General features: G+C 55.7%; 14 protein-coding genes. 13 read left to right on the top strand and 1 reads right to left on the bottom strand.

All coding sequences use genetic code 11. The annotated features are described in order from the left end of the window. Positions 1–20 precede the first annotated feature (20 nt). The 3 genes from cysD to cysN all read left to right on the top strand — a co-directional run bounded on the left by cysD (position 21) and on the right by cysN (position 3598). A complete protein-coding gene (cysD, locus tag ACWHY3_RS10875) occupies positions 21–938 on the top strand; it encodes a sulfate adenylyltransferase subunit CysD (protein WP_448126536.1) in 918 nt (305 codons plus the stop codon). A 307-nt stretch (positions 939–1245) separates the two neighbouring features. Continuing rightward, positions 1246–1608: a four helix bundle protein gene (locus ACWHY3_RS10870; RefSeq protein ID WP_448126535.1), complete on the top strand. Its 363-nt coding sequence runs from the start codon at positions 1246–1248 to the stop codon at positions 1606–1608. Between the two features lie 79 nt (positions 1609–1687). Further along, positions 1688–3598 (top strand): sulfate adenylyltransferase subunit CysN, encoded by a 1911-nt coding sequence (gene cysN, locus ACWHY3_RS10865; protein ID WP_448126534.1) that lies wholly within the window; start codon positions 1688–1690, stop codon positions 3596–3598. A gap of 692 nt (positions 3599–4290) precedes the next feature. Here cysN and ACWHY3_RS10860 read toward each other — a convergent pair. After that, positions 4291–5670 carry an IS1380 family transposase gene (locus ACWHY3_RS10860; RefSeq protein ID WP_448126533.1) on the bottom strand — a complete coding sequence of 460 codons (1380 nt, stop codon included), beginning with the start codon at positions 5668–5670 and terminating at the stop codon, positions 4291–4293. A gap of 227 nt (positions 5671–5897) precedes the next feature. Here ACWHY3_RS10860 and ACWHY3_RS10855 point away from each other — a divergent pair, with 227 nt between their 5' ends. From ACWHY3_RS10855 to ACWHY3_RS10810, 10 genes are all read left to right on the top strand, one after another. Then, entirely contained in the window at positions 5898–7016 is a 1119-nt protein-coding gene (locus ACWHY3_RS10855; RefSeq protein ID WP_071231734.1) for an ISAs1 family transposase, read from the top strand. Positions 7017–7202: 186 nt separating this feature from the next. Next, the gene (gene rfbB / locus ACWHY3_RS10850) at positions 7203–8282 is read left to right on the top strand and encodes a dTDP-glucose 4,6-dehydratase (protein WP_448126532.1); all 1080 of its coding nucleotides are present in this window, start codon (positions 7203–7205) and stop codon (positions 8280–8282) included. Next, positions 8279–9166 carry a dTDP-4-dehydrorhamnose reductase gene (gene rfbD, locus ACWHY3_RS10845; protein ID WP_448126531.1) on the top strand — a complete coding sequence of 296 codons (888 nt, stop codon included), beginning with the start codon at positions 8279–8281 and terminating at the stop codon, positions 9164–9166. Before rfbB ends, rfbD begins: the two co-directional genes overlap by 4 nt. An 83-nt stretch (positions 9167–9249) precedes the next feature. Further along, positions 9250–10155, top strand: coding sequence for a glucose-1-phosphate thymidylyltransferase RfbA (gene rfbA, locus ACWHY3_RS10840; protein ID WP_448126530.1), 906 nt, complete (start codon positions 9250–9252; stop codon positions 10153–10155). Between the two features lie 38 nt (positions 10156–10193). After that, positions 10194–10754: a dTDP-4-dehydrorhamnose 3,5-epimerase gene (rfbC, locus tag ACWHY3_RS10835; protein WP_448126529.1), complete on the top strand. Its 561-nt coding sequence runs from the start codon at positions 10194–10196 to the stop codon at positions 10752–10754. A 260-nt stretch (positions 10755–11014) separates the two neighbouring features. Next, complete coding sequence (locus ACWHY3_RS10830) at positions 11015–13261, top strand: hypothetical protein (RefSeq protein ID WP_448126528.1); 2247 nt, start codon at positions 11015–11017, stop codon at positions 13259–13261. A gap of 5 nt (positions 13262–13266) precedes the next feature. Further along, a complete protein-coding gene (locus ACWHY3_RS10825; protein ID WP_448126527.1) occupies positions 13267–14679 on the top strand; it encodes a hypothetical protein in 1413 nt (470 codons plus the stop codon). A 22-nt stretch (positions 14680–14701) separates the two neighbouring features. Next, complete coding sequence (locus ACWHY3_RS10820) at positions 14702–16594, top strand: BNR-4 repeat-containing protein (RefSeq protein WP_448126526.1); 1893 nt, start codon at positions 14702–14704, stop codon at positions 16592–16594. A 40-nt stretch (positions 16595–16634) separates the two neighbouring features. Next, on the top strand, positions 16635–19943 hold the full coding sequence (locus ACWHY3_RS10815) for a glycosyltransferase (RefSeq protein ID WP_448126525.1): 3309 nt from the start codon (positions 16635–16637) through the stop codon (positions 19941–19943). Positions 19944–20048: 105 nt separating this feature from the next. After that, positions 20049–21428 (top strand): IS1380 family transposase, encoded by a 1380-nt coding sequence (locus ACWHY3_RS10810; RefSeq protein ID WP_448126524.1) that lies wholly within the window; start codon positions 20049–20051, stop codon positions 21426–21428. The last annotated feature ends 192 nt before the right edge of the window (positions 21429–21620 follow it).

Here is a 21620-nt window from a genome sequence, read left to right as displayed (position 1 = left end):
ACGAATATTAGGGACATGCCATGACCGAACTGACTCCCGAACGCCAGACTCATCTCAAGCAGCTCGAAGCCGAGTCCATCCACATCATCCGCGAGGTCGCCGCCGAGTTCGGCAACCCGGTGATGCTCTATTCGATCGGTAAGGACTCCTCGGTGATGCTGCATCTCGCACGCAAGGCGTTCTATCCCGGGCCGCCGCCGTTCCCGCTGATGCACGTCAACACCACCTGGAAGTTCAAGGAAATGATCGAGTTCCGTGATCGGATAGCCGCGGACGTCGGGATGGAGCTGATCGAGCACATCAACGAGGAAGGCCGCGCCGCCGGCATCAACCCGTTCGACCACGGCAGCGCCAAGTACACCGACATCATGAAGACCCAGTCGCTCAAGCAGGCGCTGGACAAGTACGGCTTCGATGCCGCCTTCGGCGGTGCCCGTCGTGACGAGGAAGCCTCCCGGGCCAAGGAGCGCGTCTACTCCTTCCGCGACAAGCACCACCGCTGGGACCCCAAGAACCAGCGCCCCGAGCTGTGGAACCTCTACAACGGCAAGGTCAACAAGGGCGAATCGATCCGCGTCTTCCCGCTCTCCAACTGGACCGAGCTGGATATCTGGCAGTACATCTATCTCGAATCGATCCCCATCGTCCCGCTCTACTACTCCGCGCCGCGTCCGGTGGTCGAACGCGACGGCATGCTGGTGATGGTCGACGACGATCGCCTGCCGCTGGAACCCGGCGAAGTCCCCGAAGAGAAATGGGTCCGCTTCCGCACGCTCGGCTGCTACCCGCTCACCGGCGCGGTGGAATCGAAAGCCGCCACGCTGCCCGAGATCATCCAGGAGATGCTGCTCACCCGCACCTCGGAACGCTCCGGCCGCGCCATCGACCGTGACCAGGTCGGCTCGATGGAACGCAAGAAAAGAGAAGGATATTTTTGAGCTACGGGCTACGGGCTACGGGCTACGGGCTACGGGCTACGGGCTACGGGCTACGGGCTACGGGCCTCGAGCTGCGAGCTATAAGCCACGAGCGACGGGCTACGGGCTACGGGCCTCGAGCTGCGAGCTATAAGCCACGAGCGACGGGCTACGAGCTACGGGCCTTGAGCTGCGAGCTATAAGCCACGAGCGACGAGCGACGGGCTACGAGCTACGGGCCTTGAGCTGCGGGCTACGGGCCTCGAGCTGCGAGCTATAAGCCACGAGCGACGGACCATGAAAGTCGGGGACTGGATGGAGCGAAGCAATGAGGCATGAGCAGATGGAGGTCTGGCAGCGTGGTAAGCGTTTGAGCGTAGACGTTTATCGAGAGCTTCATGGTCTCCGTGATTTCGGGTTCAAAGATCAGATCACTCGCTCTGCGCTCTCGATTCCCAGCAATATCGCGGAAGGTTTTGAAAGATATACCGAGCGAGAAAAATTCCGCTTCGTGTCTATTGCGAAAGGCTCGTGTGGCGAGTTTGCGACTCAAGCCTTGATCGGTATGGAAATAGGGTACATCGCTGAGCAGAAGGGTACTCAGTGGCGCAATGAAGCTATTCAGTTATCACGGATGCTTGGCGCTTTATTGAACGCTTTGGCGTCTGGCCAGGCAAAACACAAGTCTTGATGGAGTGCACAGCCTGCTCGTAGCCCGAAGCTCGTGGCTCGCAGTGCTCGTGTTCTCCACTCATGTGGGAGAAAGAACCGTGTCACACGCCTCACCGAAGATCTCAGAAAACATCGAAGCGTATCTGAAAGAGCACGAGCAAAAAGACCTGCTCCGTTTCATCACTTGCGGCAGCGTCGATGACGGCAAGTCGACCCTGATCGGCCGGTTGCTGCACGACTCCAAGATGATCTACGAAGATCAACTGGCGGCGATCACTCAGGCTTCCAAGACCAGCGGAACCACTGGCGACAAGGTCGACCTGGCGTTGCTGGTCGATGGCTTGCAGTCGGAGCGGGAGCAGGGCATCACCATCGATGTCGCCTACCGGTTCTTCTCTACCGACAAGCGCAAGTTCATCATCGCCGATACGCCGGGCCACGAGCAGTACACGCGCAACATGGCCACTGGGGCATCGACTGCGAGCCTGGCGATCATTCTGATCGATGCGCGCTACGGCATTCAGACCCAGACCCGCCGTCACAGCTATATCTGCTCGCTGCTGGGCATTCGTCATCTGATCGTCGCCGTCAACAAGATGGATCTGGTCGACTATTCCCAGAATCGCTTCGACGAGATCGTCGCCGACTACAAGGAATTCTCGAAGAATCTCAACGACGACATCGACCTGCACTTCGTGCCGATATCGGCCCTGGAAGGGGACAACGTCGTCAATGCCAGCGAGAACATGCGCTGGTACGCACAGGGCGGTGGCGAACCGCTGCTGCGTCTGCTGGAAGGCGTGGACGTCAAGCACGACAGCAACCTCGTGGACCTGCGCTTCCCGGTGCAATACGTCAACCGGCCGAACCTCAACTTCCGGGGCTACTGCGGCACGCTGGCGGCCGGCATTCTTCGCCCGGGCGATGCCATTCGCGTGCTCGGTTCCGGCAGGACATCCAGCGTAGAGAGTCTCGTGACCTACGACGGCGAGCTCGATGCCGCCTATCCCGGTCAGGCGATCACTGTCACGCTCGCCGACGAGATCGATATCTCCCGTGGCGACATGCTCGTCGCGGCGGACAGCAAGCTGGAGCCGACCACGGCGTTCACCGCAGATATTGTCTGGATGCACGATACGCCGCTGGAAGTCGGGCGCGAGTATGAGCTCAAGGCAGGCACCAGCGTCGTCAGCGGGCGGGTAGCGCGGATCATCCACCAGACTGACGTCAACACGCTCGAGCGCCATCCGGCCAGAGAAATCCCGCTCAACGGCATCGCCCGCTGCCAGCTCGAGGTCAAGCAACCGCTGGCGCTCGACCCCTACGTGCGCTCGCCGCACTCCGGCAACTTCATCATCATCGACCGCATGACCAACGTCACCGTGGGCGCCGGCATGGTGGTCGATACGCTCAGCGCCAGCAACATCGTCTGGCACGACATGGCCGTGACCAAGCAGCGCCGCGCCGAACGCAATCACCAGAAGCCGTGCATCATCTGGTTCACCGGGCTTTCCGGTGCGGGCAAGTCGACCTCCGCCAACGCGCTCGAGCGCCAGCTGTTCGGCATGGGCTACAGCACCTATCTGCTGGATGGCGACAACGTGCGCCATGGCCTGTGCGGCGATCTCGGCTTCAGCGACGAACACCGCCAGGAAAACATCCGCCGGGTGGGCGAAGTCGCCAAGCTGATGGTCGATGCCGGCATGATCACGCTGGTCTCGTTCATCTCGCCGTTCCAGCGCGACAGGGACCTGGTCCGCAACATGGTCGACAGTGACGAGTTCATCGAAGTGTTCGTGAACACGTCGTTGGCAGTCTGTGAAGAGCGCGATCCCAAAGGCCTTTACCAAAAAGCCCGTGCCGGGCAGATCGAAGACTTCACCGGAATTAGCTCGCCTTATGAAGCCCCCACGAATCCGGAAATCGAGATCAATACGGGCGAACTGAGCGTGGAAGATACGGTCAAGGAACTCGTGCTTAAGCTAAGGCAATATAATGTAATTGCATAAACTGAACCCAAAGTTAAAAGCCTTTTCGGCCAAAAAGCCGAAAAGGCTTTTTTTATGTCTGCTGTTCGACCTTTTTACTTTAAACCGACTTGCATAGGCTTATTCCTCATGCATTGGTAACTTCCACCCACACTGCCAAAGTCAATAGTCGTTGTACTAAAGCGTTGTAGGAAATCGGCTATTGACGACAAAAATTCCCTCTGTATCCCATTGTTGCAGAAGCATGAGCGATGTAGTATTTCTGTCTTAGTGCGGGGCGCGGTAGGGGCAGGATGCGGCCGTCTAGACAACATTCAGATACATGAATCGGGTGGTGCGAGCCAGTGATCTGGTAGGCACCTGCCCTGGCGGTAGCGTGGCTTTTTTAAGAATAGGTCGCTCAAGAATTACACTATTCAATGAAAGCCCTGCCCACACCGATGCTGCCGGCTCCAATAAAAGTATGGCTATTAGCATTAACCCGCCTCATTCACGAGGGTGCTGATTGAGCGGTCTGAAGGTACTGACTGGTGGCATCGCTTATCAGGATCGGCTTCTTCAGTGCGAATGGCCGTTGAGTAATGCCAAAACGCTGAAATTTTCCCGCTTTCTTATAGCTCTTTGGAATCAATTGCGACCGTCCAAGCAGCCGTGATCGCCGCCCGCCGCTCCGGTCGCTCGCTTTCTGATGCTGTGGTGGTCTCGCAGGAGCGTCAGCTCAGTGCGGTCAGCTTCGGCAGCCCCTTCAGCAGCGTCGGCCACCACTTGTCGGCGGCGGCACCCAGATGAACGGTGATTCGCCGAGCGTGCAGTCTCAGCGTGGCGGCGACCTTCAGCACCTGCTCGCGCATCCGGCTGAGGCTCCAGCCTTGCCGGGTCTGCCGCTCCAGCAGGCAGCGCAGGCCATGCAGGACCTGGTAGGCGTAGAGGCTGAGCAGCAGGCTCACCTCGTTGCGTGCCATCACGTCCTGAACGGTGGAGGCGCCGCGATCGGTCGACGAGAGGTGCACGTCGAGCGCCGACTTCACCTCGCCCATGTGCGCCTCGGCGCTGCCGCGCTTGCGGTAGAGCGCCAGGACCTTCTCCGGCGGCCAGTCGAACTTGCCGAGGTTGGTGACCAGGAAGAAGGCATGCAGCAGCAGGTCATCGGGGCGTTCCTGCACCACCAGCACCACGCGACGCGGTGCCGACCAAGAGCCCGCTTGATACTCCAGATCGTGGCACCACTCGCGAGGCTGCTCGGGTGGCCGGCCGGGTGGCCGCTTCAGGTGCGGTGCCGCCAGTTTCTGCAGGCCGGAGTGACTGCGCAGTCGGCCCAGGTACTCGATGTCGCACTCTTCCAGGGCCTCCAGCGTCGCGTTGTCGGTGAAACCGGCGTCGATGCGCACCCGAACCTGGGCGCCGGTGCTCTCGTTGAGTCGCCGCACCAGATGCGGGATCCAGGTGTCGGCGTTCTCGGCCGGGCCGGCGTTGCCCTCGCGCAGCAGGCCGCCCACCATGTCGCCGGTTTCTGCCAGCGAGGCGACCAGCGGTGAATAGATCCGCGCGCCGTACAGGCCATGATAGGCCGAGCCGCCCTGGTGGCCGTGGACCTCGATCGGCAGGCCGTCGATGTCCAGCGTCAGCTGCTTGGGGCGCTCGCCGTTCTTCAGCGCGGTCAGGCGCCAGATCACCAGTCGCAGCAGGCCTTCGTGCACGGCATCGATATTGTCGCAGCGCCCGAGGCAGGTCAGCAGCCGCGACAGCGTGGCTTGAGAGGGCCGGTCCTGGGCCAGGGGCGTTGTCCCGCGCGCATCGCTGCAGGCCAGCTGCCAGAGCGGATCACGGCGCAGCGTGTCGGTATCGCTGAGGTCGATCCAGCCCATCGCACGCTGCAGCACCAGGGTACGCAACTGGCTGGCCAGCGAATGAAGGATGCGCAGCGGGTGGCGTCGATCGACCAGATTGTCTTCCAGCGCCTCGATCACGCCGCTGTTGTCGAGGGCTTCACGCAGCAGCAGGGCGCCGCTGTCGCTAGTGGTGCGCTGGCCGCTCAGCTCAACACGGACAGAGCCGTTGCACGAGGGCGTCCAGGTGGATAGGCTTTCACCCATAGCGGATGGCTCTCTTGGTTCAGATTCTTGGCGGAACACACTGAATTTTCAAGAGAATACCATCCGCTATCTTCGTTTTCGGGCCGGCCTCATGAATAAGCCGGGATTAATAAGCAGAGCCGGTGTGCAGGGAAAACGCATGAAAAACCGCTCTACGACGGGCTTCGTAGCGATTTACCAGTAGGAGTTAATGTGGTCATCTATCGGTTTTTGATCTGGATGACCCGATGTTGACACCGTCTCTTATGCATCATTTATCGATCGTTCCCGACTTCCGCCAGGCCTGGAAAGTGCAGCATCAGCTGTCGGATATCCTGTTCCTGACCGTCTGTGCGGTGATTTGTGGTGCCGAGGGCTGGGACGAGATCGAGGACTTTGGCCACGCCAAGCTGGGTTTTCTCCGCCAGTACGGCGATTTTGAAGCTGGCGTACCCAGCCACGACACATTAGCGCGCGTGATGGCCCTGGTGAATGCTGAGCAGCTGCAGACAGCGTTTGCCGAGTGGATGAAGTCATGCCATGACGTCACCGATGGAGCTGTTGTCGCTATTGATGGCAAGACGCTGCGCGGTTCGTACTGCCGGGGCAAGGGCAAAGGTGCCATACATATGGTGAGCGCCTTTAGTGCGGCCAATGGCGTGGTACTTGGCCAGGTAAAAACAGCGCAGAAATCCAACGAGATAACAGCGATTCCGGAGCTGCTCAAGCTACTGAACCTGCAGGGGTGCCTGGTGACGATCGATGCCATGGGTTGCCAGAAAAAGATCGCGGCACAGGTAGTACAGCAGGGGGCGGACTACCTGCTTTCAGTCAAGGAAAACCAGCCGGCATTAGCCGATGCTTTCGAGGCAGCATTCCCCATGGCAAAAGTCGCGAGCTTCGAGGGTGATTCCTATGTAACGGATGAAAAGAGCCGCGGCCGGCAGGAGACACGCTATCATGTAGTCAGTGACTTTACGCCGGAATTTCAGGAGCTTAGCTATGAGTGGCCCGGGTTGAAAACTGTCGGCGTGGTGATGTCGTTTCGCCAGGAAGGCGACGAAGCCCCCGTAGTGCCGATGATCCGCTATTACATCAGCTCGGCGGATCTCAGTGCTAAAAAACTGGCAGAAGCGGCCCGCCAGCATTGGTTCGTCGAGAACAAGCTGCACTGGTCACTGGACGTGGCGCTTCGCGAAGATGCCTGCAAAATCCACCGTGGTCAGGCCGCTGAAAACCTCGCCAGGGTCCGCCATATCGCTCTGAATTACCTGAAAGGGGAGACAAGTTTCAAGGGCGGAATCCGGCGGAAGCAGAAGAAAGCCGCGCTGGATGAGACCTATCTGGCCGACATTCTCGCGGTATAGAAGTTTTCATGCGTTTTCCCTGAGCCGGTGTGCTGGCTAATTATTCGGGGTTCTGTGGATAGAGCCAGATTTTTAACTAATTTCCTTTGTTGCTGGTTGTAACTTTTCAATAGCTTAAAGCTTGCTGGCAGCATTTGGGTTTGGCCTGACGATATTAAAACTTAGAAAGCATTCCGGGTATTTAGTATGAAAAAAACCTTTCTCGTCACGGGCGGCGCGGGTTTCATTGGCTCCGCTGTCGTTCGCGAGCTGATTCGATCGACAGAACATACCGTCGTCAATGTCGATAAATTGACCTACGCAGGGAACCTGGATTCGCTGACGGAAGTCACGGGCAACCCACGTTATCGCTTTGTGCAGGCGGATATCCTCGATGGTGATGGTATGCGTCGGTTATTTCGCGATTGTCAGCCGGACATCGTGATGCATCTGGCTGCGGAAAGTCACGTGGATCGTTCCATTGACGGGCCGGCCAGATTTATCGAAACCAATGTGGTAGGAACCTGCCAGTTACTCGAAGTCGCCCGGGAATATTGGCAAGCGTTGAAACAGCGAGACCCTGACAAGGCGACGGACTTCCGGTTTCACCATATCTCCACCGATGAAGTCTATGGTGATCTGCACGGCAGTGATGATCTCTTCACCGAGACGACACCATACGCCCCCAGCTCCCCCTATTCTGCCAGCAAGGCGGGGTCGGACCATCTGGTTCGAGCCTGGCAACGTACCTTCGGCCTGCCCACGCTGGTTACCAATTGCTCCAACAACTACGGACCGTATCACTTCCCCGAGAAGTTGATTCCTCTGATGATACTCAACGCCCTGGCAGGCAAGCCGCTGCCGGTTTATGGCGATGGTCAACAGATCCGGGACTGGTTGTACGTCGAAGACCACGCGCGCGCCCTGATCAAGGTCGCGACCGAAGGCAAGGTCGGCGAGACCTACAACATCGGCGGGCACAACGAAAAGGCTAACCTTGAAGTGGTTCACACGCTCTGTGCGCTGCTTGAAGAGCGTGTACCCGAGAAACCCGAAGGTGTCGATCGCTACGCGGATCTGATTACCTTCGTTACCGACCGCCCCGGGCATGACGTTCGTTATGCCATTGACGCCAGCAAGATCGCGCGCGAACTGGGCTGGACGCCGGCAGAAACCTTCGAGTCCGGCCTGGCTAAAACGGTGGAATGGTATCTGGCCAATCGCGAGTGGTGGCAACGGGTACAGGATGGCAGCTACCGCGGCGAACGCTTGGGGACGCTGGCATGAAAATTCTCGTCACCGGAGGCTCCGGGCAGGTCGGTTTCGAGCTTCAGCGCCAGCTCTGCACATTCGGAGAGGTATTGGCGCCTGCTCGTGACGTGTTGGATCTCGCTGATAAAGCCGCGGTAGAGACCTGGCTGCAAAGGCATAGCCCTGATCTGATCGTCAACGCCGCCGCTTACACCGCCGTCGACAAAGCCGAAAGCGAACCCTCCCTGGCGAACCGGCTGAATGCCGAGCTACCGGCTCAATTGGCCACCTATGCCTGTCAGGCCGGCATTCCACTGGTGCATTACTCCACGGATTACGTCTATCCCGGCGATGGTATCGCCGCGTGGAAAGAGAGTAGTGCGACCGGGCCGCTCTCCGTCTATGGCGCTTCCAAGCTTGCCGGCGATCAAGCGGTTCAGGCCAGCGGCTGCAGCCATGTGATCTTTCGTACCAGCTGGGTCTATGCCGCGCGTGGCCACAATTTCATGAAGACGATGCTGCGTCTGGGCCGCGAGCGTAACGCTCTGATGGTGGTCGATGACCAGGTTGGCGCGCCGACCCCCGCCAGGTTGATCGCCCAGGTCACGGCGCTGGCACTGAATCCGCAGGGTGGAAGTCTGGCCCTTCCCTCAGGGGTGTATCACCTGGCGCCTCGGGGGGAGGCCAGTTGGTGTGCCTTTGCGCGGGAAATCTTCCGCCAGGCAGCCGAGGCCGGCGAAGCGCTTGCCATTGAGCCGGCAGGCGTCAGCCCCATCCCCACCGCGGATTACCCGACGCCCGCAACGCGGCCAAGAAATTCACGGCTGGCGCTGGGCAAGCTGGAAGAGGCCCTGGGCATCGAGCTGCCGAACTGGCAGTCTCAGCTGGCCTTGACCCTTCAGGAAAATCTGAGTCGGTAGGCAAATTATCTATTCAAACCTGTTTGCTGCTTATCGCTATTCAATCGGCAGCGACAGCCAGACGATGAGAAGAGAAAAAGGCTATGGCTCGCAAGGGCATCATTCTTGCCGGTGGTTCCGGCACGCGGTTGCATCCGATCACGTATGGCGTTTCCAAGCAGTTACTGCCGATCTACGACAAACCGATGATCTACTATCCGGTCTCGGTGCTTATGCTGGCCGGTATCCGCGACATTCTGATCATCTCCACGCCAGACGACTTGCCCCAGTACCAGAAGCTTCTGGGCAATGGCGAGCAGTTCGGCGTGCGCTTCGAATATGCCGTTCAGCCATCCCCGGATGGCTTGGCCCAAGCCTTTCTGATCGGCGAGGATTTCATCGGTGACGACTCCGTCTGCCTGGTACTTGGCGACAACATCTTTCATGGTCAGCATTTTTCGGACCAACTCAAGCGAGCCGCCGCCCAGGAAAACGGCGCCACGGTGTTTGGCTACCTGGTCAAAGATCCAGAGCGTTTCGGCGTGGTGGAATTCGACGAGAAGGGCAAAGCCATTTCCATCGAGGAAAAACCCGCCAAGCCGAAGTCGCCCTACGCCGTTACCGGGCTTTACTTCTACGACAATGACGTGGTCGAAATCGCCAAACAGGTAAAGCCTTCTGCGCGTGGCGAACTGGAAATCACCAGTATCAACAACGCCTACCTGCAACGCGGGGATCTCCGCGTGGAAAAGCTGGGCCGCGGCTTCGCCTGGCTGGATACCGGCACCCACGATAGTCTGATGGAAGCCAGCCAGTACGTGCAGACCATCGAGCACCGCCAAGGCTTGAAAGTGGCGTGCCTCGAAGAGATTGCCTGGGTACAGGGCTGGATCGGTGATAATGAGCTGCTCGAGAACGCTGCGGCTTTGGCGAAGACCGGTTACGGCAAATACCTGAAACGACTGGTCAAGCAGAAGGCCAAGCGTAATGCTGCCTCGATCATCAATTGATTCCACATCTCTTTACGAAATAAGCCGAAGTGCCCCATATGCAATTCGAGAAACTTGAAATTCCAGATGTCGTTCTACTAACGCCGAAAGTCTTTGGCGACGAGCGTGGATTTTTCCTTGAGACGTTCCGTCAGGAAGAGTTCGAAAAACACTGCGGTAAGTATACCTTTGTGCAGGACAACCATAGTAAGTCTGTGGAAGGCATACTGCGTGGCCTACATTATCAGCTGAACCAGCCTCAAGGTAAGTTGGTGCGTGTCACCCGTGGTGAGGTATTCGATGTGGCGGTGGATCTGCGCAAGGGTAGCCCCACGTTTGGTCAATGGGTGGGGGCTTTTCTGAGTGAAGAGAACAAGCAGCTACTCTGGGTGCCGCCGGGATTTGCACACGGCTTTTATGTCACGAGTGAAGAAGCTGAATTTCAATATAAATGTACTGATTATTATGCGCCAGGTGATGAATACTCCATCCGTTGGAATGATTCTGCGCTAAATATTGAATGGCCGTTAATAGAAGGCAAAGAGCCTCGGGTATCCGTAAAAGATGGGCAAGGCTATGCATTTACCGAGGCGCCAAAATTCGAAGGAAGCAAGCAGTAGCTGTGTCTGATATAGACCTGTAAAGCCAAGAAGACAACCTACTATTGAGTATCCTCAGTCTAGCAGAGCCGGTTTATAATTTGGAATAGTGGTTGTAAAAGGCTAATGGCTGATTATAGCTGCTATCCCTGTAACCTCCCGACTTTTGCCATTGATGTTATGACAGCATTAGTGGAATTAGTAAAGCATCTCTCTTTAGAGGAATGGCGGGTGTTGCTGCACCGCTGACGATATTTCGCCTTAACAAGAGCACGACAGACATGTCATTGGTTATTTATTTAGGCGTGCATGCGTTTCATGCAACACCCGAAGAAGCGCTTCAACGCCAGCACTCTGCCGTCGTTCCGATCTCTCAGGTACGAGACATTCGCCCTCACCAGACGACCTACAGCGTATTGAAGAACATGACGCAGGCGACTGCGGGCTGGCTGCAGCAGTGGCTGGGTCAGGGTGATGTCGAACATTGCACGCTCGCTTATCCATTGCCGATGCCCTACATCGCGGCGTTAATGGCCAAAGGTGTCAGTCCTGATACTGCGGTACATCAATGGCATGGCCAGGCAGAACGGTTGATTACGCTTTTCAAGCAAAACCGGCGGCGAATCAGCCTGGTGGCATACCCGCAGGCCGAGCAATCGGAAACGCCGGCGGGCGATATGATCAATACCCCGGTGCCGCTGCCGCATATTGCTCCCATCTACCAGCTGGCTGCGCAACACTTGATACAGCAGTCACCTGTTCTGGAAAAAACTCAAGCCTACCTGCTCGCCTGCACGCGAAACGCCGGTGAGACCAAACCGGCTCCCGTGCCGAATATCACGGAAGCCGTTGAGCAGTATCGTCGGTTAAGAAGCGAAAATCACGAAGCGCTCAAACGCCTGGAAGCTGATGAGATTCGTCATCGCGCCCTGGAAGGTGAATCCCAGGTAGCAGAGCAACAACTGAAACGATTGCGGGAAGGCCTCGATCAACAGGCTTTGCAGCTACAGCAGCGCAGCACCCAGCAAAGGCACATTGAGGAAGAGCGGGACCAATTGCAGGCTTCCCTACGAGGCGTGCAGGCCGATCTAGAGCAAGCATTGCTACGTAATAATGAGCTGGAAAGCGCACTGCAGAAGCATCAGCAGGCAGAAGAAGAAAGCATCCGGCATGAGGCCGAGCAAGCCGCCAAGCTCCAGGATATGCAGCAACGACAGCAATCGCTCAGCGAAGAAAACACTCTGCTGCTGGAACAGCTACACAGCGTGCAGGAAGAGCTGGAACAACACCTACTAAAAGAGCAAACGCGGCAAGCTGAATTGCAGCAGGCTGAGCAGCGCGCCAGCGTACTCGAAAAGGCTCTGAAAAAACTGCAGACGGAATATCAAGCTACGCTGACCAAGCATCAGCAGGCCGAGAAGCAGGCGGCCCGGCGTGAGGCCGAGCAAGCCGCCAAGCTCCAGGATATGCAGCAACGACAGCAATCGCTCAGCGAAGAAAACACTCTGCTGCTGGAACAGCTACACAGCGTGCAGGAAGAGCTGGAACAACACCTACTAAAAGAGCAAACGCGGCAAGCTGAATTGCAGCAGGCTGAGCAGCGCGCCAGCGTACTCGAAAAGGCTCTGAAAAAACTGCAGACGGAATATCAAGCTACGCTGACCAAGCATCAGCAGGCCGAGAAGCAGGCGGCCCGGCGTGAGGCCGAGCAAGCCGCCAAGCTCCAGGATATGCAGCAACGACAGCAATCGCTCAGCGAAGAAAACACTCTGCTGCTGGAACAGCTACACAGCGTGCAGGAAGAGCTGGAACAACACCTACTAAAAGAGCAAACGCGGCAAGCTGAATTGCAGCAGGCTGAGCAGCGCGCCAGCGTACTCGAAAAGGCTCTGAAAAAACTGCAGACGGAATATCAAGCTACGCTGACCAAGCATCAGCAGGCCGAGAAGCAGGCGGCCCGGCGTGAGGCCGAGCAAGCCGCCAAGCTCCAGGATATGCAGCATCAACAGCAATCGCTCAGCGAAGAAAACACTCTGCTGCTGGAGCAGCTACACAGCGTGCAGGAAGAGCTGGAGCAGTTCATGTTGAATGGCCAGGCACTGGAGCATGACCTGTCACGCTATCGGCACGAGAAGCAGGCGTTGGCACAAGAACTGGCCGCCCATCAAACTATCGCGGAATGGTTGAGAGCTTGCGCCACCAAGGCAGTGAAGGAAGCCACGAGAAGTAACAGAGTTTCCCAAAAGCGGCTGGCTCGACATAAGCAACTGCTCGAAAGCAGCCGTTTCTTCGATGCCGAGTGGTATCAAGAGCAATACCCTGACGTAGACAACGGCTCCATGGATGCAGCAGAACACTACCTGAGACATGGTGTGCTGGAAGGGCGTAACCCCAGCCCTCACTTCGATGCGCTGCACTACATTGCTAGTTACCCCGATGTAGCGGCCGCCGGACTCAATCCGCTGGTCCACTTCATCGAGCTTGGCCAGGCAGAAAACCGCCAGCCGTTGACTGGTCGGGAGTCGTAATCAGTATGCAGCCGACCCTCTTTACACAAGCAAACCTGACTATGCAGCCAACCTCCCAACGCTGGCTTTACCTCGGCACCCTGCGAAAAGAAAGCCTTGATGCTTTGCTGGCGCACCAGGAATTGCCGGAGCAGGCCGAATTCATCACGCCCGAAACGCCGGAAGACGCGTGGCGTGAGGTCACCAAAGTATTGCCGCAGGCACAACAACGCACCGCCAAGCTGGCCCAGCATACCGGCGAGAAGCCCTATTACCGCTACAACTTGCCGGAATTCAACGCCACTCAGCGTGCGACAGGCATCCACAGCCTCTATCCCGGGCTGGCTCTTGAAGATGACTCGCCGGTCCGGCTCGAGCCGCTGCAAGGCCTGATAGACGAGATCGCCGAGCAACCTGTACAGACCCTGGTGATCGAGCAGCCCGAGCTGGCACTGCCGCTGCTTGAAGGTCTGGCGCAAGCCCATGTCTTGGTCAGCCTACGGAATTTATGGCTGCGTACCGGTGTGGAAAGCCTCTACGAAAACACCCCCAGCCAAGCGGAGCTGCTGGCCTGGTGCGAACAGCAGGGCTTCGAGTTTGCCCAGCGCCTCGCGGACGACCCAGACTTTCCCTTGCTGCAGCTCCGCCGCCACCCGCTCTTTGACGCCTGGCAATCGGAGCAAGCTCGCAATGCCGAGCTGACCCAAGAGTGCGACGCTCTCAAGGACGAGCGAAAAAATCTGCGCAAGCAAGCCGAGGAGCAGGCAATAGCGCTGGAGAAACTGCAGGCACAATTGGCCGAACAAGCCAGCACTAATGGCACCCTGACGCAGAACAACGAGGCTCTCAGCGAAGAAGTAGCGCAGCTCAAGAAGCGTCGTAGCGAACTGAAGCAACAGGTCGAGAAGCAGCAGAAAACCCTGGAGCAGGCGGCTGAGGAAAACCAGCGGTTAAGCAAACGGCTCGACGAGCAGAAAAGCAGCGCTCAACAAGCGGAGAAGACCAGAGTTCAGCTGGAAACCGAGAAGAGCAAGCTTCAGGCCGAACTTAAAGCGAGCCGCGAGCGCCTGAACAATCAGCAAAAGACCGCCGAGGAAAGCCAGCAGCAACTGGAAAAATTGAACCATCAGCTCCGTCAGCGGGAAGCGGAGCTGAATAATCAGAAAGGTACGGCCCAGCAAGCTCAGGAGAGCCAGCGGCTGGCGGAACAGGCCCTGCTGCAAGCCAAGGAAAGCGCGGATTCAGAAAGCATCAAGCTCAAAGCATTGGCAGAAGAGCGGTTCAGCGAACTGAACGAAGCCCGCCAGCAAGCCAGCCGGCTCAAGACAGAAAATCAACGGCTTGAGCAGCGTCAGCATGCAATGCAGGAGGAGCTGGTCAAGGCTGAAGCCCAGCTCGACCTGATCAAGGACTTGCTGCTGCGCGAGAGCAGCCTGTAATTCCCCGGACCGGGACGAGACCATGGGACAGAAAGGCAAGAAACAGACCGGCGCGAAACGTCAGTCGAATCGTCAGAACCGTACTCGATCGACCAGCGTAGGCGTTAGCCGCCAGCCTGCCCAAGGAGAAGTGGCCCCCATTCCCCATGACCCTTACCTGCTGGAGCGAGCGCGCACCCAGTGGCAGTTCGGGAATTGGTACGCACTCACTCAACTGGCGCAACAGCCGCTGGAGCATCACCCCGATCGCGCCATGCTGGCCCTGCTGGCAGCAGCGGGTTTCATGCAGCTTGGCGATATGGCACAGGCTCGGCAGCATTTACGCCAATCCAAAGCCTGGGGGCAGAATGCGAAGCTCATTCGTCAGGTGATGATCTCAGGCGTACACAACAGCCTGGGGCGCGCCAGCGTGCTGGCCGGCCAGCCTGAGCGCGCCCAACAGCACTTCGAGAGTGCCATCGCCACCGGCATGCCCGGCAGCGATACCACCCTGCTGGGGCAGGCCAGAATCGGGCTGCAGCAGAAACAGCTGGGAGTTGACCAGGCACCGCTGCCGCTACGGGACAACCGGCCCATGATCGCGGCCCCGGCAATGCCGCTGGAGCGGGCGAGGGTGTCGCGATTCCAGTTGCACAAGACGCTGGACCTGGGCGAAGCCTGGGCGGGCAATACCATCAATACGGTGATCTTCCGTCATCACGGCATCATGACGGTGGGGGAATACCAGTACACCGCCTTCTACGTGGACGAACACACCCTGCGCCTGGTGCGGCGTCACCTTAAGGACGATAGCCTTCAGGTGTATGACTTGGCCGGGGAGTACAACCTCAAGGATGCCCACAATAGCATCAGCCTGGGCATGGATCGTGAAGACCATCTTCACATCAGCTATGACCACCACGCCACTCAGTTGAAATATCGCCGTAGCCTGCAGCCGCACGACGTTAGCGAGTGGACGGACGAGCTTCCCATGACCGGGAAAAACGAAGAGCGGGTGACCTACCCGACCTTCATCCTGCCCCGGCAGGGCTTTCCGCTGACCCTGCTTTATCGCCATGGCACCCATAACAACGGCACGGCGTATATCAAGACCTATGATGAAGCGCAGCAGCAGTGGCAGGACCACCCCAAGCCGATCCTGAGCGGTGCGGAGCAGAAGCCGTGGACGGCCAACGCCTACTGGAACAACCCTGTGGTGGGGGAGGACGGCAGCCTACACCTGAGCTTTGTCTGGCGCACCCATACCTTGGGCGAGGAAAAGCGCGTCAATAACATCAATGTGGGATACGCCAAGTCCTACGATAATGGCTTGAGCTGGTGGACCACCAACCACCAGCCTTATCAGTTGCCCATCACCCCCGCCAATGCCGAGACCATCTGGCCGGTCTCGCCCGGTAGCAACCTGATGAACCAGTGCAGTATGGCACTGGACAGCCAGCAACGGCCGCATATCGTCTTCTACAGCAATCATCCGGGCACGGGTATACCGATCTTCCAGCATCTCTGGCATGACGGTATCGAATGGCGTCACCAGTATCTGGCCCAGGCCTCTCAGCCATTCAACCTTCAGGGCGGGGGAACGCTGCAGATCCCGATCAGTCGGCCCTGTGTATTGGTTGACCGGCAGGACAATGTGCATGTGGTCTATCGCGATCATGGTCAGGGAACAGGCTTTTATATTGCGACCCTGATGGCGCCCAAGTATTGCTATGACCGCGCTGCAGAGCAGTCAGTAACGGAGAATATAGGGTTTGCAGAACCGATCATTGACAGGGAACGTTGGGCTCAGGACCAAGTGCTAACATTGCTGCAGCAGTATAATAACCAGCCAGACCATGATGATTATATAGGTAATCAATACGCGATGCCCCTTGATTGTTTTGCATTTATTATACGCGATTTTAAAATTAATTAATTTAAATTAATGTTGCATGATGTATTCTTAGGAGTAAGTGATGCGTGCTTTAGGGAAAGCAAACCGTTTCTTCAGGTCAAGACAGTATGAGCGTGCAATTAAAGAATATGAAGAAGCGCTTCATGAAGTTCCTGAGTTGAGAAAGCAGGTATTGTTTAATATCTCAATGGTAAATAAAGCAATTTCCAGAAAACATTGCGTGGTGTCAGGTGGCGGAGGAGACCATTTCAGCGAAGAGCGTGTAAAGAACTCCAAAGAGATGCCGCTTGAACTTTACGACCGAAACCATCCGGCCGTTCCTTACCTGTTAAGTCAGCAGCTTTATACAGTTGATATAATAGTGCCTGTTTACAATGCCTTGGAGGAGGTTAAGCGCTGCCTCAAGTCATTGTCTCTGCATAATGACGGCTATAAACTACAGGTTATTGTGGTCAACGATAGTTCTGACCAGGAAACGACCGATTGGCTGCGCCACTTCTGTTATGGTGACTCCTCATTCCTCCTGATAGAACACCCGGAAAATCGTGGTTACACTAAGGCTGTTAACACAGGTCTAAGAGAGAGTCATGGAGATTATTTAGTAACACTAAATAGTGATGCCATTGTTACGGAAGGATGGCTTCAGAGCTTGATACGTTGTATTCGTTCTGATGAAAAGCTAGGCATTGTTGGGCCCTTGTCCAATGCTGCAAGCTGGCAGAATGTGCCTGAGCTTCTAGATGAAAACAAGCAGTTTGCCGTCAATGAGATTCCATTAAACATGACGCCAGATGAAATGGCGACTGTTGTTCGTGACGCATCTCATCATGTTTATCCTCGTGTTCCATTTGTGAACGGTTTCTGTTTCATGATGAGCCGAGAAGTCATCAATGCAGTGGGGTTGCTGGATGAAGAGGCATTTCCGACCGGATATGGAGAGGAAAATGACTATTGCATACGAGTAGCTGATGCGGGGTTTGAGCTTGCAATAGCTGATGATGCTTATGTTTTTCATGCTAAATCAAAGAGCTTTGGGCATGAAAAGAGGAAAGAGCTATCACGGCAAGGAAGTCAACAACTGAAAGATAAGCATACCGAGAAAAAGTTTAAGTCTCTGGTTGATAAAATAAAAGACACTACCCAGCTAGACGATGTTAGAAGTGAGGTGAAAAATAAGATAGACGCTTTTCAGCGTTTTCGTGATGAGAAATCAAGCTTCACGTTTGATTTTAAATTGCTTTTTTTACTTCCTGTGCAAGGTGGTGGTGGTGGTGCTCATTCAGTTGTTCAAGAAGCTTGTGCGATGCGTCGTTTAGGGGTTCAGGTGCACATTGCAATGAAGCATGAGCAAGTCCCTAGATTCCATGAGAATTATGCAGATATAACTGATTTCAAAAGCATGTTTGTCGGGTTTTCGGAAGATGACTTAGTAAACCTTGCTGAAAAATACGACGTGGTCGTGGCTACACTTTTTTCTTCTATTAAGTACTTGAATAAAATTGTGGATGCTAACCCCCATATTCTTCCTGCGTACTATATTCAAGACTATGAGCCTCTTTTCTTTGAAAGTAATACCAGCCAACGACATGAGGCATTTCGGTCTTATAACTTAATTCCTCATGCTTTCTGCTTCGCAAAGACGAACTGGATTGTAGATAAGGTGCAAGACTGTCATGGTATAAATGTTGAAAAAGTTTCACCAAGTATTGATCATGATGTTTACAAATTCTGCGATAGCAGTAAAAACAAAGAAAAGCTAGTGGTTTCTGCCATGATCCGTCCCAAGACGCCTCGTCGCGGTGCGGCTAGAACAATGAGGCTCCTGTCTGAAATTTATAAAGATAACATGTGCGATGTTGAAATAAAGATATTCGGTTGTAAAAGCGATGAACCTGATTTTAAATTGCTTGAGTCTGAATTTGAGTTCTCCAACTATGGAGTTTTGAAAAGGCCTGAAGTTGCAGAAGTTTTAAGTGCTAGTGATATTTTCATAGATTTGTCGGACTACCAAGCATTTGGAAGAACGGGCTTGGAAGCTATGGCCTGTGGCGCAGTATCGATTCTGCCTATTTATGGCGGCGCCCATGAATATGCAATGCATCATGAGAATGCATTGTTAGTCGATACCTTTGATGAGGGGGCTTGCTTTTTAGATATTAACTCGCTGATCAAGGATAGGGAGAAGGTAAAAAAAATGCAGCAGCAAGCTCTTTTGACTGCTGCAAACTATTCAGTGCATAAAGCGGCAGTTAGTGAGCTTATGCCAATACTCAAGAATTTGAATAGTCATAGAGAGCGCAACCCCAAAGTTGACAAAAATGATCTGCTCATCTTTCCTTCTCTACAGAAAGATAGGGATACACCTACTGGCTCAGCATATGTTAGATTATTGTTGCCATACCAAAGTGCTCAGGTGTTAAAGAAGAATCGTGTAGAAGTTGTGAAATGCTTGCCTTCTATCGATTCTTGTAGTAACTGCACATTGATTATGCAACGCGATTTGCCGTCTGTCAGTTTTGATGAAATCAGTGTGTGGGCTAATCTTTGGCAGAAAAAAGGTAATAAAATAATATACGATTTAGATGACGATCTTCTTGAGTTAGAGCAGTTAAGAGATAAGGGGAAATTTGACGATGAGACGCCTAAAAAAATCCGCTTTCTAGCTCGCCATGCAAACTTGGTCACTGTTTCTACAGAGTCGCTTAAAAACAAGCTGAGCTCATTTTCTAAAAACATAATGGTCGTGGAGAATCGTGTCGATAAAGAGCTGTGGGATCTGTCTAATGGCAGAGACCATTCGCAAGGAAGTTATAGGCGTTTCCCTGGGCGCCCTATTACTATAGGATATATTGGAACGCCTTCTCATGCTCATGATGTTGCAAGAATTGAATCAGCGATGAAAGAGCTGAAGCGCAGGTATGGAGATAAAATAAAAATAGAAGTAATTGGTGTCTTTCAGGATAAATCTCCCACTTTTGGGGAAAGAGTCGGACTCCCAAAGAAGCGAGATTACCCAAATTTTGTGAATTGGCTGAAACAACGAGTTCATTGGGATATTGGGCTGATTCCTTTGGAAGAGAATGAGTTTAATAAATCTAAATCGCATTTAAAGTTCTTGGAGTATGCTGCATTGGATATGGCGATAGTGGTTTCTGATCATGCCGCTTATTCTGGCCTAGCGGAAGATAATAAAAATTGCCTAGTCGCTATGAATAATAAACATGATTGGATCGAAAAAGTATCAAAGCTAGTAGAGGATGAGCAATTACGTCAAAGATTGGCTGAAAATGCCTTTTACGAGTGTTCTGAAAAGCATTCTTTAGATGCACGTTATGAAAAAGCACTTATGGTTTTGAGAACAGTCTATTAACCCGGCTTATTCATGAGGCCGGCCTGAAAACGAAGATAGCGGATGGTATTCTCTTGAAAATTCAGTGTGTTCCGCCAAGAACCTGAACCAAGAGAGCCATCCGCTATGGGTGAAAGCCTATCCACCTGGACGCCCTCATGCAACGGCGCTGTCCGTGTTGAGCTGAGCGGCCAGCGCACCACCAGCGACAGCGGCGCTCTGCTGTTGCGTGAGGCCCTCGACAACAGCGGCGTGATCGAGGCGCTGGAAGACAATCTGGTCGATCGACGCCACCCGCTGCGCATCCGTCATTCGCTGGCCAGCCAGTTGCGTACCCTGGTGCTGCAGCGTGCGATGGGCTGGATCGATCTCAGCGATACCGACACGCTGCGCCGTGACCCGCTCTGGCAGTTGGCCTGCAGCGACGCGCGCGGGATGACGCCCCTGGCCCAAGACAGGCCGTCTCAAGCCACGTTGTCGCGGCTGCTGAGCTGCCTCGGGCGCAACGACAATATCGATGCCGTGCACGAAGGCCTGCTGCGGCTGGTGGTCTGGCGCCTGAGCTCGCTGCAGAACGGCGAGCGTCCCAAGCAGCTGACGCTGGACATCGACGGCCTGCCGATCGAAGTCCACGGCCACCAAGGAGGGTCCGCATTTCACGGACTTTACGGTGCCCGCATCTACTCGCCGCTGGTCGCCTCGCTGGCCGAGACCGGCGACATGGTGGGTGGGCTCCTGCGCGAGGGCAACGCTGGCCCGGCTGAGAACGCCGATACTTGGATCCCGCATCTGGTGCGGCGACTCAACGAGAGTACCGGCGCTCAGGTACGGGTGCGCATCGACGCCGGTTTCACTGACAACGCGACGCTGGAGGCCTTGGAAGATCGCGGCATCGAGTACCTGGGCAGGCTGCGCAGCCACACGGGCCTGCAGAAGCTGGCGGCACCGCACCTGAAGCGGCCACCAGGCCGGCCACCCGAGCAGCCTCGCGAGTGGAGCCACGATCTGGAGTATCAAGCGGGCTCTTGGTCGGCACCGCGTCGCGTCGTGCTGGTGGTGCAGGAACGCCCCGATGACCTGCTGCTGCATGCCTTCTTCCTGGTCACCAACCTCGGCAAGTTCGACTGGCCGCCGGAGAAGGTCCTGGCGCTCTACCGCAAGCGCGGCAGCGCCGAGGCGCACATGGGCGAGGTGAAGTCGGCGCTCGACTTGCACCTCTCGTCGACCGATCGCGGCGCCTCTACCGTCCAGGACGTGATGGCCCGCAACGAGATGAGCCTGCTGCTGAACCTCTACGCCTACCAGGTGCTGCATGGGCTGCGCTGCCTGCTGGAGCGGCAGACCCGGCAAGGCTGGAGCCTCAGCCGGATGCGCGAGCAGGTGCTGAAGGTCGCCGCCACGCTGAGACTGCACGCTCGGCGAATCACCGTTCATCTGGGTGCCGCCGCCGACAAGTGGTGGCCGACGCTGCTGAAGGGGCTGCCGAAGCTGACCGCACTGAGCTGACGCTTCTGCGAGACCACCACAGCATCAGAAAGCGAGCGACCGGAGCGGCGGGCGGCGATCACGGCTGCTTGGACGGTCGCAATTGATTCCAAAGAGCTATAAGGAAGCGGGGAAATTTCAGCGTTTTGGCATTACTCAACAGCTATTCGCGCTGAAGAAGCCGATCCTGATAAGCGATGCCACCAGTCAGTA

It is taken from the genome of Salinicola sp. NYA28a (genome assembly GCF_976982775.1).
Note: the sequence above shows the minus strand (reverse complement) of the source record. Positions and strands in the feature narration are given on the sequence as shown.

What these genes read in the sequence shown, in the direction of transcription:
- ACWHY3_RS10870 (WP_448126535.1), top strand. Translation starts at nt 1,246, where the DNA reads ATGAGGCATGAGCAGATGGAGGTCTGGCAGCGTGGTAAGCGTTTGAGC.
- ACWHY3_RS10830 (WP_448126528.1), top strand. Translation starts at nt 11,015, where the DNA reads ATGTCATTGGTTATTTATTTAGGCGTGCATGCGTTTCATGCAACACCC.
- cysD (WP_448126536.1), top strand. Translation starts at nt 21, where the DNA reads ATGACCGAACTGACTCCCGAACGCCAGACTCATCTCAAGCAGCTCGAA.
- rfbB (WP_448126532.1), top strand. Translation starts at nt 7,203, where the DNA reads ATGAAAAAAACCTTTCTCGTCACGGGCGGCGCGGGTTTCATTGGCTCC.
- ACWHY3_RS10855 (WP_071231734.1), top strand. Translation starts at nt 5,898, where the DNA reads ATGTTGACACCGTCTCTTATGCATCATTTATCGATCGTTCCCGACTTC.
- ACWHY3_RS10820 (WP_448126526.1), top strand. Translation starts at nt 14,702, where the DNA reads ATGGGACAGAAAGGCAAGAAACAGACCGGCGCGAAACGTCAGTCGAAT.
- rfbA (WP_448126530.1), top strand. Translation starts at nt 9,250, where the DNA reads ATGGCTCGCAAGGGCATCATTCTTGCCGGTGGTTCCGGCACGCGGTTG.
- ACWHY3_RS10815 (WP_448126525.1), top strand. Translation starts at nt 16,635, where the DNA reads ATGCGTGCTTTAGGGAAAGCAAACCGTTTCTTCAGGTCAAGACAGTAT.
- ACWHY3_RS10810 (WP_448126524.1), top strand. Translation starts at nt 20,049, where the DNA reads ATGGGTGAAAGCCTATCCACCTGGACGCCCTCATGCAACGGCGCTGTC.
- rfbD (WP_448126531.1), top strand. Translation starts at nt 8,279, where the DNA reads ATGAAAATTCTCGTCACCGGAGGCTCCGGGCAGGTCGGTTTCGAGCTT.
- rfbC (WP_448126529.1), top strand. Translation starts at nt 10,194, where the DNA reads ATGCAATTCGAGAAACTTGAAATTCCAGATGTCGTTCTACTAACGCCG.
- ACWHY3_RS10825 (WP_448126527.1), top strand. Translation starts at nt 13,267, where the DNA reads ATGCAGCCGACCCTCTTTACACAAGCAAACCTGACTATGCAGCCAACC.
- ACWHY3_RS10860 (WP_448126533.1), bottom strand. Translation starts at nt 5,670, where the DNA reads ATGGGTGAAAGCCTATCCACCTGGACGCCCTCGTGCAACGGCTCTGTC.